Consider the following 13095-nt stretch of genomic DNA (forward strand, 5'->3'; position numbering starts at 1 on the left):
TGGCTTCTTTTTTGGTAAAATACTTTCCATTACATTGATAGTTTATTGTATTTATTCATCATCTGCACGCCATGCACCAAAGTGGCACCACTTTCAATTGCAGCTCCTGCGTGAACGGCCTCCATCATTTCTTCTTTAGTAATACCTTTTTGTAATCCATCTTTGGTATAGGCGTCAATACAATAAGGGCATTTGACTACGTGAGCTACTGCTAATGCGATTAAAGACTTTTCTCTAGCACTTAGTGCGCCTTCTTCGAAAACCTTACCATAATAATCGAAAAATTTTGTCCCGAGTTCTTCACTCCATTCAGTTATTTTTCCAAATTTTCTAAGATCAGCCGGATCATAATATGAGTTTGCCATAAGTAAAATGTTATAATTTTTTTATTGAGTTATATTAGTAAAGGCAAAGGCTTATTCGTGTTAATACAATTAACCAGCGTTAATACCAATGCTTTATAAACTAGGAAAATGTTGTAAAAGAAGGGGAGCCTTTGTTGTATGTGCGGCCTGTAATAATTGAATTAAAATATCGAAAAGAATATGCTATATTAAGTTTAGGAGTCTTAAGCATTTTGAGCAATATAGAAACTAAAACCTTGGAATTTAAACCACCAAGATTAACAAGTGTTTCAATATCAGCTATGGTATCAATATCAGTAAGTCGCGGTAATTGCTGAATCGCTCCTTTTTGTAAAAAAGAGCGGGTAATTTTTTTTAAAAGATTTCTTGTTTGCCATGGCAATTCGCGAAAGCTAGCTGCATTGAAATTGGTTTGATGAAAACCTAAAAGATATACACCGCCATCTTGACTAGGACCAATTACTGTTTTGCCCTCACACAAGTTTCTAAAAGTAGATAAAATGGTATTTGAAGTTAATTCAGGGGTGTCATTTCCTATGGTAATTATACTTTCGAAACCTCTATTAAAAACGGCTTCGACGGCAGTAGTGAATCGTGACCCAAAGTCTGAACCGATTTGTAATTGTTCGTCGTAAATAAAATAGGGAAGCCCAGTATTTTCTACTTTAATTAAAATGTCCTCTGTAAGGGCACTGAATAAAGCTGTTGAATTAGGAATGCCTTTTCTTAATTCATCTTTAAAAGATGAATTTGCAAAAATTAGGATGGCAGTTTTATTTGTTCCCAACAAAATAAACAGTTTTAAGACTTAAGTAAACTTACGATAAATACTTAAAAAATGTTTGGTCGAAAACAAAGTTAAAAGATTACGAAACCGCATTGAATTTTAACAAACAGTGTACTTTTACGTCAAAATTTCTAGCATGAGTGTGTTAAACATTCCAAATAGTAAAATTGGCTTAGTACTTTCAGGAGGAGGTATTCGAGGAATGGCTCATATTGGTCTTTTAAAGGCAATGAATGAAAGAGGCTTAGAAGCTCATGAAATTGCTGGTGCAAGTGTTGGCGCTCTAATTGGCGCATTATATGCGAATGGAATTAGCACAGATGACATGCTTAATTTTTTTAAACAAACACCCTTATTTCAGTACAGTTTTTTTGCCTTAGGTAAGCCGGGATTGATAAACACCATCAAATACAAAAATGTATTTAAAAAGCATTTTTCTGAAAATTCTTTTGAATCACTTTCAAAACCTTTGTACGTTGTTGCGACCGATTTGATTAATGGTACTGAAAAAATGTTTAACCAAGGCGAGTTAATTTTACCATTATTAGGATCTGCGGCTTTAACTCCGGTTTTCAGTCCCGTCGAAATTGATGGTGTACTTTACGCTGATGGTGGAATTATGAATAACTTTCCAAAAGAATATTTAGAAGAACGCTGCGATTTTATAATTGGCAGCAATGTTTCAGTAAATGGTAAGCTGACCAAAAAAGAATTGAATAATTCAATTCAATTAGCGGGAAGAATCACAGGGCTCATGATTTATGCCTCTTGTCGTGAAAAAATAGGTGAATGTGATGTTTTAGTTGAACCTCAAGAATTGGAACATATTGGAGTTTTAGATAAAAAAGGAATAGATAAAGCCTTTGCCGTAGGGTATGATAAAGCTAGTTTCGCTTTGGATAAGGTTGTCTCTTGAAACTAAAAAAGTAATAATGCCGCTCTTAAGTATTTAGTTTCTAGGAATTCCATAATTGAATTCACAAGAACAACACTATTAAATGTATATTAAACCATTGCTAAGCACAATAGAAGAGCTGATATTTAAACATCATCATAATCAACCTTTAAATTTGGGGTAGTGGCATGTGCTTGGCAGGTTAAAATTAAACCTTCGGCAACTTCAGATTCGGTCAAAATTTGGTTTTTTACCATTTCAGCTTTTCCTTCGGTTACCCTAGCAATACAACTACTACATACACCGCCTTGACATGAATAAGGGGCGTCAATATCTTCTTTCAAAACTGCATCTAAAACAAATTCCTTTTGATCCATCGTAAAAGAAAACTCTTCATCATCAACTACTACTTGAATTTTGGTTTTACCATCAAGATTTTCAACAATGGTATCTTCTGAACTTGAGCTTGTGAATAATTCAAATAAGATTTTACTTTCGGCTACGCCATTTTTTGTTAAGGATTCTGAAACTGTCGTAATCATTTCTTCGGGACCACATAAGTAGAAGGCGTCAAAATCAAAATCTTTGAATTTATTTTTTGTTATTAGGTTTACCGTAGAAGTTTCAATTCTTCCAAAAAGACAATTTTCTTCAGTAGAACGGCTATAAATAAATTGTACATAAAAGCGATTAAAATAGTGCTTCTGCAATTGTAAAATAGCATCTCGATACATGGCTTCTTCAGGAGTTTGATTTCCTAACACCAATACAAAACGATTATTTTCATTGCTTTTAAGTACTGTTTCTGCGATACTCATAATTGGAGTAATACCACTTCCTGCAGCAAAAGCAGCTATAGTTTTTTCTTGTTGATTCCCTTCAAAAATAAAACGACCATCAGGTGGCATTACTTCTATAGTATCTCCGCTTGTGATAGATTCATTGGCGTATGTTGAAAATATACCGTTTGGCACTTTTTTTATTCCGACGGTTAATTTACCTGAAGAAGGAGCAGATGAAATGGAATATGCACGGCGAATTTCCTCTCCATTAATAGTTTGTTTTAGGGTAATATACTGTCCTGCACTAAAAGAGAAAGTGTCTTTTAAGTCTTCAGTAATGTTAAAAGAAAGGGCAACCGAACTTGGAGTTAATCTTTCAACCGAACTAACGGTTAACGAATGAAAATCACTCATAAAATCAATTTTTGTGCAAAACTAATGATTTGAACACGGGAATTTAACCCTAAGTATTGATTTTTTAAAAAAGTAAAACCTCTAAAATAGTTTTTTAGCCTTTTTATTTCGGCTACTTCTAAAATTTCTACTCTTTTTCGTTAATGGGCCAATCAGAGCTAAAGCTAAAGCTAAAAATATAACTGGGATAAGAATTTGTAAAAACTCGTTTGGTAAATTCATAAGCTTAAGATACAAAAAAATAAAGAAGTTAAACTGATGCTTTTTGAGATCTTATTTTTTTATTTATTGAGCTTGATTTGTAACAATTGAATTATTTTAGTGACCAATGTTCAGCTAATAAACCAACACTATGTTCAAACACTTTTTCAATCTACAGTGGAAATCGTTTTTTAGGTCTGCATCCTTCAAGACTGAAATTTGGATTAAAATTTTAATGGGTTTGGGGGCATTGTATTTTATACTTGTCTTTTTAGGATTAGGTTTTGGAGTCTATTTCATGATTGAAGAAGCAGAACTAGGCGACCCTTTGAGAGTGGTCAACCAATATGCAATTTACTATTTGGCATTTGATTTGGTCTTTCGCTATATGTTACAAAAAATGCCGGTTACCAATATTAAACCTTTACTTTATTTACCTCTACAGAAAAGCCAAGTAGTGCATTATTCCTTGGGCAAAACAGTTGTTTCCTTTTTTAACTGGACCCACGCTTTCTTTTTTATACCTTTTAGTATTATATTATTAACCAAGGACTATGACTTCTTAAATGTTGTAGGTTGGCATCTTGGTTTTATGGCTTTGATTTACTGTAATAACTTCATTAATATTCTAGTAAATAATAAGGATAGTATTTTTTACATTTTTGCGGGAATTTTTGTGCTATTGGGGCTGTCACAATACTTTGAATGGTTTGATATTACCCTTTACACTGGGCCTTTATTTGATAAGCTTTATGATATACCAGCTACGACTTTAATTCCTTGGACAATTTTATTGGTTTTGTTTGTTAATGCCTTTAATTATTTCAAAAAGAACATGTATCTGGATGGTGGTTTAGCCACGAAAACTACGGAGGCTAAAACTGAGGATTTAGACTGGTTAAATAGGTTTGGTAATTTGGGTACTTTTCTTAAAAATGATATTAAGTTAATTAAACGTAATAAGCGTTCGCGTACTGCTGTGATCATGGGGTTTTTCTTCATTTTTTATGGTTTGTTATTTTTTACGGGTGCAGTTGAGGTTTATGATGGCCCATTTTGGAGGGTATTCGCTGGTATTTTTGTCACCGGAGGGTTTTTATTCAGTTTTGGTCAGTATGTGCCAAGTTGGGATAGTAGTTACTATCCTTTAATGATGAGTCAAAATATTCAGTATCGTGAATATCTTTCATCAAAGTATTATTTAATTATTATCGCCACAGTAATCACTACTATTCTATCAAGTTGGTACTTATATTTTGGATGGGAAGTATTTGCAGCAGTTTTGGTAGGTGCTATTTATAATATTGGCATCAATGCTTATTTGGTGCTTTGGGGTGGAGCTTATGTAAAAACCCCGATAGATTTAACCTCAAACAAAAAGGCTTTTGGTGATAAGCAGGCTTTTAATGCCAAAACACTATTATTAACCTTACCAAAATTAGTTTTACCTATGGTAATTTATGCTCTAGGACATTTTTTAGTGAGTCCCTTAGTAGGTTATATTCTAGTGGCCATAGTTGGACTTTTAGGTTTTGTTTTTAAAAACAAAGTTTTCGCTCAAATCGAAAAAATATACAAAAAAGAGAAGTACAAGACATTAGTTGCTTACAAGCAAAAAAGCTAATAACTACACTTTAAAAATTTAAGTAAACATCGCTATGATATCAGTAAAAAATCTTTCAAAAACGTACGGTTCTAATACTGTTTTAAATATTGAATCTCTAGAAATTCCAAAAGGTCAAAGTTTCGGCCTTGTAGGCAATAATGGAGCTGGTAAAACCACTTTATTTTCACTGCTCTTAGATCTGATTCAACCAACCACTGGCCATATTATCAATAATGAAGTTCAGGTGGATGAAAGCGAATCTTGGAAACCATTTACTTCTGCCTTTATAGACGAAACATTTCTAATAGGATACTTGACTCCTGAAGAATATTTTTACTTTATTGGTGAGTTAAGAGGAAGGAATAAAGAGGATGTCAATGCTTTGCTATCACAATTTCAAGACTTTTTTCATGGAGAAATTCTTGGTCAAAAGAAGTATTTAAGAGATTTATCAAAAGGAAATCAAAAGAAGGTAGGTATTGTAGCTAGTTTTATTGGTAACCCAGAAGTGGTTATACTCGACGAGCCTTTTGCTAATTTAGACCCTACTACCCAAATTAGATTAAAAGGTATTATTAAAGAATTAGCTGCAAAAGAAAATGTAACAGTTTTAGTTTCAAGTCATGATTTACAGCATGTCACCGAAGTTTGTGAGCGTATTGTAGTTCTTAATAAAGGAGAAATAGTTAAAGATATTCAGACATCACAAGAAACGCTAAAAGAGTTGGAAACATTCTTTGGAGGATAATCGAATATGAACAAATTCATTCTACCAATTGCCTGTTTTTTGTTTTTGACTTGTTTGAGTCAAGAAAAAACTAACAATGAACTAGATTCTGATAATCAATCAAAGCTTATTCATAAAGCTTTTGAATTGTTTCCTGTCAACACCGAAATTGCATTTGGTTTTATACATAACGGCCAAGTAACATATAGTGGTTTCGTTAAAAACTCAAATGAATTAGAACCCATTAAAAACGAACAAAGTGTTTTTGAAATAGGATCAATTTCAAAAATCTTCACCAGTACAATACTGGCAAATGCTATTCTTGAAGAAAAGGTTAAAATTAAGGAATCTGTAAATGAGCATTTGAATTTTAAAGTGCATAATGATTATGAATTTAGTATGATGCAACTTGCAAACCATACTTCTGGTCTGCCTCGAATGCCCGGCAATTTTATATTCAATAGTAGTGACCCTTCTAACCCATTCAAAGATTATGGTGAGAAAGCATTAAGGGAATTCTTAGAACTTTACATCAAACTGCCAGATAAGCGAAATGTAAAATACGAATACTCAAATCTGGGAGCAGGTTTGTTGGGTTATGCTCTGACCAATATTTATGACAAAGGTTATGAAGAACTATTGTTAGAAAAGGTTTTTAAAAAGTATGAGATGTTTAACAGCACAACTAAAGCTGAAAAACTAACATCATTATTGGTTCAAGGTTTAGATAACAAAGGAAAACCAACATCAAATTGGGATTTAAACATATTGGTAGGTGCCGGTGGTGTACTATCAAATGTTGAAGATATGTCCAAATTTATTTTAGCTCAATTTAATAACGCCAATAAAGAGCTAATGTTGACAAGAAAAGAGACTTACAGTATTAATGATGACATGGCTGTTGGCCTTGGCTGGCATATAAAAAAAGAATCAAATACAAAACACTTGGTTTGGCATAATGGCGCTACTGGAGGTTATAGGTCATGTATGGTTCTCGATATAGAAAATAAGAACGGAATAGTCATTCTCTCAAACGTTTCAGGTTTTCATGAAAGCGGTGGTAAAATAGATAAGTTAGCTTTTGATTTATTAAAAATAGGGGACTAAGCAAATTTCAACTTCATTTTATCGATAAGCCCTACACTAAACAGGGCTTTTTTTAGTTATGATACCTAGGAAAGATTAATACATTGAAGCTTCACATAAAACTTTTTATTTCCGGTATCGTCGGAATGTTAGTGTTTAATGCTTGTTCGGTTAAAAAGGATAAGTTCATTAATCGCAATTGGCATGCATTAAATACGAAGTACAATACACTGTATAACGGTAATATTGCATTTGAAACTGGCCGTCAAGAATTGAACAATTCATATCGCGATGATTTCTGGGAGATACTACCTGTCGAACGCTTAGAGGTAACAGATGAGATAAAACTCGATTCTGAAGACAACAATCCAAATTTTGTAATTGCTGAAGAAAAAGCTACCAAAGCCATACAAAAACATAGTATGGATATTAAAGATGAAGAGCGCAATCCTCAAACTGATGAAGCTTTTCTTTTATTGGGTAAAGCACGATATTTTGACCAACGTTATATTCCCGCTTTAGAATCTTTCAATTACATCCTTAGAAAATACACCAATAGCGATAAGTTTAATGAAGCACGTATTTGGAGAGAGAAAACCAATATGCGATTAGACAATCCAGAATTGGCAATAAAAAATCTTAAAAACCTTTTTAAGTACGATGAGTTGAGCAATCAAGAGTATGCGGATGCTAACGCGGTAATGGCGCAATCGTATTTAAATCTAAAAGCTGCAGACACAGCGATACAAAAACTAAAAATAGCCCAGAGTTATACCAAAAAAAATGAAGAAAGAGGCCGGTATCTTTTTATCATTGGGCAACTATACAACCAACTAGGTTTTAAAGACAGTGCTAATTATGCTTTTGATAAGGTAATTGCCTTGAATAGAAAAGCACCAAGGGTTTACATGATTAATGCCCACCTAAAGAAAATTCAGAATACAGAATTAACAGACACGAACTATGAAGAAATGCTTGAATACCTTACCGATTTGGAAGAAAATCGTGAGAACCGCCCCTTTTTAGATAAAATATACCGTCAAATTGCAAAATTTCATTTAGAAACGAGCTCAGATAGTTTGGCCATCGCATATTTCAATAAATCATTACGTGCTACACAACAAGATAGAAAGTTAAATTCTAAGAATTATGAGAATTTAGCCGAATACAATTTTGACCATAACGAATATAAAAATGCAGGGGCCTATTATGATAGCGTATTGACCAATTTGGCTGTAGATACGAGAAAGTACAGAGCAATTAAAAAGAAGTTTGACAATCTGGAAGATGTTATCAAATACGAAGATATTGCCCAATATGCTGACAGCGTCATAACAGTTCACGAAATGCCCGAGCAAGACCGTATCACTTATTTTGAAGAGTACATTGCAGAATTACAAAGAAAGGCAGCTGAGGCTGAGGCTGAAAAAGATAAAAAGGCAAGTGCAGGTTTTGCAGCTTTTGGTAATTCGCCTGGTGGTAAAGAAAATAAGGGTAAGTTTTATTTCTATAATATCACAAGTTTGGGTTATGGTAAAACCGACTTTAAAACTCGTTGGGGTACCAGAGAATTAGAAGATGATTGGCGTTGGAGCGATAAAAGCAAGGCTTTACCTTCAGAGTCAACAGGTAACATAGTAACTGCAGATAGTATAGCATCGCCTTTATCTGAAGAAGAAAAGTATTCTGTTGATTTTTATTTGAATCAAGTTCCTACTGATGTGGCTATTGTGGATAGTTTAAGAACAGAACGAAATTTTGCTAACTATCAATTAGGTCTGATTTATAAAGAAAAGTTTAAAGAGAACCTTTTAGCAGCAGGTAAATTAGAAAGTGTTTTGGCTTCTAACCCTGAAGAAAGATTAGTATTACCTTCTAAGTATAATTTATATAAAATTTATGAAGAATCGGGTAGTCCATTAGCTTTAGAAATGAAGCAAAACATTATCAATAATCATGCTAATACCCGTTATGCTGAAATTTTATTAAACCCTCAAGCAGTATTGGCTAATGAAGCTGATAGTCCTGATAAAAAATACGCTGACCTCTATAAGCTTTATCAAGACCAACAGTTTTTAAAAGTGATTACACTATCTGAAGAAAACATCAATAAATATACCGGCGACCCTATAGTGCCAAAATTTGAAATGCTCAAAGCGAATGCTATAGGCAGATTACAAGGCTTTGAACCTTTTAAAGAGGCACTGAATTATGTTGCACTGACTTATCCTAACAATCCGGAAGGAAAAAAAGCGGAGCAAATGGTTGCTGAGCAATTACCAAAACTAGCTTCAAAAGAATTTTCACCTGAAACCGGTTCTGAGGGAGCTGGAAATTGGAAGGTTGTTTTTCCTTTCAAAAACCGAGACAACGAAAAAGCTTTAAAGCTCTTAAAACGTATGCAAGAGGTTGTTAAAGATTTAAAATACAAGAATTTGGTTTCAAAAGATATTTACACATTAGAAGACCAATTTGTTGTCGTCCATGGGTTCAAATCAAAAGATTTTGCTTTAGGCTATGCTGAACTTATAAAAAACAACAAAGACTACAGAATTAAGGATGAGAATTTTGTAGTTTTATCATCCAACTATAAAACGATTCTTGTACATAAGAACATTGAAGATTATAAAACGCAAATTTTAACCCCAAAAACCTCGAACTAATGTTTTCAGATAAACAAAAACCTATGGATGGTTTTGGCGGCCAGCCAAACCGAATTGAAAAGAACACAGTAATAAAAGGTGATATTACTTCCCAAGCTGATTTCAGGATTGATGGAAAGCTTGAGGGTAATGTAAAGACCTCAGGAAAAGTAGTTATTGGAAAAGATGGCTTAATTAAAGGGAAAGTTGAATGCGTAAATGCTGATATTGAAGGTAACTTTAATGGAGAACTTTATGTTTCTGAACTATTAGCTCTTAAAAGTTCAGCTAAAATAGAGGGGACTGTGAATGTATCTAAGTTGGCAGTAGAGCCAGGGGCAACATTTAACGCTTCTTGTACAATGGGTAAAGGCACTCCTTCTTCTGGCGCAACACATAAATTACAGTCGAATAAGGTTAATGAGCCAGCAAAAGTCTCCTAAAAAAAAACCTGCACTTAATACTTACGCACGATTTTCTGGTATTGCTTTCCAGATGATTGTAATAATTGGCGGAGGAACCTACCTTGGAGTTTTTTTGGATGAAAAGTTTCCTAACAAGCATTCTATTTATACCGTTATTTGTTCTTTATTTGCGGTTTTAATTTCAATTTATTTTGTTGTGAGACAAATAATGAAGATGTCTAATCGCTAGATATTATGGACAATTCTTTTAAAGGGCGGCAGTTATTTTTTATGCTTCAATTAGCTTTAGGGGCATTAATTATGTACTTTTTTCATTCCTATTTAGTAAGTTCTTTATTACCTGATAAAGAATTTGTCATACCACTTTGGAATGTTTACGTTTTCCATTTTATTGCGGTATTAATAGTCTATTCGATTATAAATTTTCGATTCTCAAATGGCAGAAAACAAGTCTTTAACCCATTTATTTTGTTGATGGTATTAAAAATGATTTTGGTTGTCATTTTTTTATTACCATTATTTCTTTCTGATGCTCCAAATAAGGTTAGTGATGCGGTAAATTTCTTTATTCCTTATTTTATTTTTTTAGCATTTGAAGTGTATAGTATTAATAGGTTTTTGACCTCTTAACAATCATAAAATTATTGTTTGTCAATTGATTTAATGTACGTACATTTGCACCGATTTTGAAAGCGGTATTTTTAATCTGACGAACGAATGCGAATTAGTACTTTTAAGACATTATTTTTAGGACTTTTACTTGCAATTCCTACTGCAAGTTTTGCTTACGACAAAAACGACACAGAATCAGATAAAAAATTTGATCCAAATGAGATGATCATGCATCACGTAAAAGATGCTCATGAATTTCATATTATCGATATTGATGACAAGCCTATTTCTTTACCTTTGCCTGTAATTCTTTGGACCGATAGTGGATTAACTACCTTTATGTCAAGTGGATTTCATCATGATGATGAAGGGGAAGTCATCGTTGAAAAGAATGGTCAAAACTTTGTTAAATACCATGAAAAAATATATCAGTTAGAAGATGGGGCTACTTCAGTAAGTTTTGATGAAAAGCATCATCCAACAAATGCATCTAAACCTATTGATATTTCAATTACCCGCAATGTATTTATGATGTGGGTTTCAGTTTTAGTTTTGCTTTTAATATTCATTTCTGCAGCACGTGTTTATAAGAAATCGGAGAATAAAGTTCCAACAGGTATAGCTGGCTTTGTTGAACCACTGATTGTATTCGTGCGTGATGAGATTGCGAAACCAATGATTGGTGAGCATAAATATAAAAGGTATATGCCATATCTTCTTACGATTTTCTTTTTCATATGGCTAAATAATATTTTTGGATTAATTCCAATACTAAATGGAGCTAACCTTAGTGGTAATATTGCGTTCACATTCACCTTAGCATTATTCACCTTTATTATTACAACATTCAGTGGTAATAAAAATTATTGGAAACATATTTTCTGGATGCCAGGAGTGCCAGTACCCATGAAAATCTTTTTAATGCCGATAGAACTAATCGGAATTTTTACAAAGCCGATTTCTTTAATGATTCGTCTTTTTGCTAATATTACGGCCGGTCACATTATTATATTGGCCTTAATGTCATTGATTTTCATATTTGAAACTGTTTGGGTATCACCTATTTCAGTTTTATTTTCTTTATTTATTACAGTAATCGAAATTGTTGTTACAGCAATTCAAGCATATATATTTACAATATTGTCAGCTCTTTATTTTGGAATGGCAACTGAAGAAGAACATCATTAATTTAAATTTTGTACTATGACGACTATTTATGGAATCGCAGCTATTGGCGCTGGATTAGCAGCTATCGGAGCTGGTGTTGGTATTGGTAACATCGGTGGAAAAGCGATGGAAGCAATGGCACGTCAGCCTGAAATGCACGGAAAGATTCAATCTTCTGCGCTTATTCTTGCAGCCTTCGTTGAAGCGGTAGCTTTATTCGGTGTGGTTGTTGCTTTATTACAAGCAGCTCCTACAGCCTAAGTAATTTGAATACAGAAGTAACGGTTGGTTACTTCTGTATCTTATTTTTAGTTAAGACAAAATTTAATTACTTAATATACTAAGAAATGGATTTAGTAAACCCAGGATTTGGATTAGTTTTTTGGACAGCAATCACCTTTTTGATTCTATTGTGGATTCTTAGAAAATTCGCTTGGAAACCTATTTTAGGAGCAGTAAGCGAGCGTGAAGAATCAATTAAGAGTGCTTTAGATTCTGCTGAAGAAGCCAAAAAAGAAATGCAAAACCTTCAAGCGGATAACGAGCGTATTCTTAAAGAAGCACGTGCTGAAAGAGATGCAATGTTGAAAGAGGCTAGAGAGCTTAAGGAAGGAATTGTTTCCGATGCTAAAGAGCAGGCAAAAGCTGAGGGAGACAAAATGCTTAAGCAAGCTCAAGCGGCAATTGAAAGTGAAAAAAAAGCAGCGGTGGCTGATATTAAAGCACAAGTTGCCAACCTTTCGGTTGATATAGCTGAAAAAGTAATCAAAGAAGAACTATCTGACAAAAAAAAGCAACTGAAGCTAGTTGAAGATATGTTAGGTGATATCAAATTGAACTAAGCAATGAACGAAGCTAGAGCAGCCATACGATATGCAAAAGCAACTTTAGATTTTGCTGCTGAAAAAAAAGCAGCTGACAAAGTTGAAAAAGACATGCGTACTATTGCAACTGTAATTTCTGAAAATTCAGAGTTACAGAGTGTATTGTCTAGTCCTGTTGTAAAAAATGAGGTCAAAAAGAATTCACTGAATGCTATATTCAAAGGAAGTCATGAAATTACTTTGGGACTAATTGATACCCTCACAAGTAATAAACGTATTGAAATGCTTCAAGAAGTGGCTTACAAATACATCATTCTTTTTGAGAAAATGAAGGGTGAAGACATAGCTTATGTAACATCAGCGGTTCCTTTAACTGCAGATTTAGAGAAAAAAATATTGGCACAGATTACCAAGATGACCGGTAATAAAGTGACCATTGAAAATAAAGTTGATGAGAGTATTGTTGGAGGTTTCATTCTAAGAGTGGGCGATTTGCAATATGATGCCAGTGTGGCAAACAAACTGAACGGATTAAAACGAGAATTTACAAATAGTCTATAAA

The 13095-nt window shown here is 33.5% G+C and carries 15 protein-coding genes; 12 read left to right on the forward strand and 3 right to left on the reverse strand.

Going from position 1 to position 13095, the window contains the following annotated elements; genetic code table 11:
• Positions 1–29 precede the first annotated feature (29 nt).
• The gene (locus RM520_RS02735) at positions 30–365 is read right to left on the reverse strand and encodes an arsenosugar biosynthesis-associated peroxidase-like protein (RefSeq protein WP_311349785.1); all 336 of its coding nucleotides are present in this window, start codon (positions 363–365) and stop codon (positions 30–32) included.
• Positions 366–465: 100 nt separating this feature from the next.
• Positions 466–1152: a TIGR04282 family arsenosugar biosynthesis glycosyltransferase gene (locus tag RM520_RS02740; protein ID WP_311386882.1), complete on the reverse strand. Its 687-nt coding sequence runs from the start codon at positions 1150–1152 to the stop codon at positions 466–468.
• A 136-nt stretch (positions 1153–1288) separates the two neighbouring features.
• Here RM520_RS02740 and RM520_RS02745 point away from each other — a divergent pair, with 136 nt between their 5' ends.
• Positions 1289–2068, forward strand: coding sequence for a patatin-like phospholipase family protein (locus RM520_RS02745; RefSeq protein WP_311384176.1), 780 nt, complete (start codon positions 1289–1291; stop codon positions 2066–2068).
• Between the two features lie 125 nt (positions 2069–2193).
• On the opposite strand, the gene RM520_RS02750 is transcribed toward RM520_RS02745, so the two are convergent.
• Positions 2194–3243 carry a ferredoxin--NADP reductase gene (locus RM520_RS02750; RefSeq protein WP_311386883.1) on the reverse strand — a complete coding sequence of 350 codons (1050 nt, stop codon included), beginning with the start codon at positions 3241–3243 and terminating at the stop codon, positions 2194–2196.
• Positions 3244–3595: 352 nt separating this feature from the next.
• Here RM520_RS02750 and RM520_RS02755 point away from each other — a divergent pair, with 352 nt between their 5' ends.
• From RM520_RS02755 to atpH, 11 genes are all read left to right on the forward strand, one after another.
• The gene (locus RM520_RS02755; protein WP_311386884.1) at positions 3596–5068 is read left to right on the forward strand and encodes a DUF5687 family protein; all 1473 of its coding nucleotides are present in this window, start codon (positions 3596–3598) and stop codon (positions 5066–5068) included.
• Between the two features lie 34 nt (positions 5069–5102).
• Positions 5103–5798, forward strand: a complete 696-nt coding sequence (locus RM520_RS02760; RefSeq protein WP_311384179.1) for an ABC transporter ATP-binding protein — start codon at positions 5103–5105, stop codon at positions 5796–5798.
• A gap of 6 nt (positions 5799–5804) precedes the next feature.
• Positions 5805–6884, forward strand: a complete 1080-nt coding sequence (locus RM520_RS02765; protein ID WP_311386885.1) for a serine hydrolase domain-containing protein — start codon at positions 5805–5807, stop codon at positions 6882–6884.
• Between the two features lie 125 nt (positions 6885–7009).
• Positions 7010–9526, forward strand: a complete 2517-nt coding sequence (gene porW / locus RM520_RS02770; RefSeq protein ID WP_432264896.1) for a type IX secretion system periplasmic lipoprotein PorW/SprE — start codon at positions 7010–7012, stop codon at positions 9524–9526.
• Positions 9526–9948, forward strand: a complete 423-nt coding sequence (locus RM520_RS02775; RefSeq protein ID WP_311384182.1) for a bactofilin family protein — start codon at positions 9526–9528, stop codon at positions 9946–9948. Before porW ends, RM520_RS02775 begins: the two co-directional genes overlap by 1 nt.
• On the forward strand, positions 9926–10159 hold the full coding sequence (locus RM520_RS02780; protein ID WP_311386887.1) for an AtpZ/AtpI family protein: 234 nt from the start codon (positions 9926–9928) through the stop codon (positions 10157–10159). The genes RM520_RS02775 and RM520_RS02780 overlap by 23 nt, the downstream gene beginning before the upstream one ends.
• A gap of 5 nt (positions 10160–10164) precedes the next feature.
• The gene (locus RM520_RS02785; protein WP_311386888.1) at positions 10165–10560 is read left to right on the forward strand and encodes a hypothetical protein; all 396 of its coding nucleotides are present in this window, start codon (positions 10165–10167) and stop codon (positions 10558–10560) included.
• Positions 10561–10647: 87 nt separating this feature from the next.
• Positions 10648–11730, forward strand: coding sequence for a F0F1 ATP synthase subunit A (atpB, locus tag RM520_RS02790; protein ID WP_311386889.1), 1083 nt, complete (start codon positions 10648–10650; stop codon positions 11728–11730).
• 15 nt (positions 11731–11745) lie between these two features.
• A complete protein-coding gene (gene atpE, locus RM520_RS02795) occupies positions 11746–11970 on the forward strand; it encodes an ATP synthase F0 subunit C (RefSeq protein ID WP_311386890.1) in 225 nt (74 codons plus the stop codon).
• Between the two features lie 86 nt (positions 11971–12056).
• Complete coding sequence (locus tag RM520_RS02800) at positions 12057–12551, forward strand: F0F1 ATP synthase subunit B (RefSeq protein WP_311386891.1); 495 nt, start codon at positions 12057–12059, stop codon at positions 12549–12551.
• Positions 12552–12554: 3 nt separating this feature from the next.
• On the forward strand, positions 12555–13094 hold the full coding sequence (atpH, locus tag RM520_RS02805) for an ATP synthase F1 subunit delta (RefSeq protein WP_311386892.1): 540 nt from the start codon (positions 12555–12557) through the stop codon (positions 13092–13094).
• The last annotated feature ends 1 nt before the right edge of the window (position 13095 follow it).

Origin of the sequence: Croceitalea vernalis, assembly GCF_031846405.1 — a bacterium.
In the GTDB taxonomy this organism is placed as follows: domain Bacteria; phylum Bacteroidota; class Bacteroidia; order Flavobacteriales; family Flavobacteriaceae; genus Croceitalea; species Croceitalea vernalis.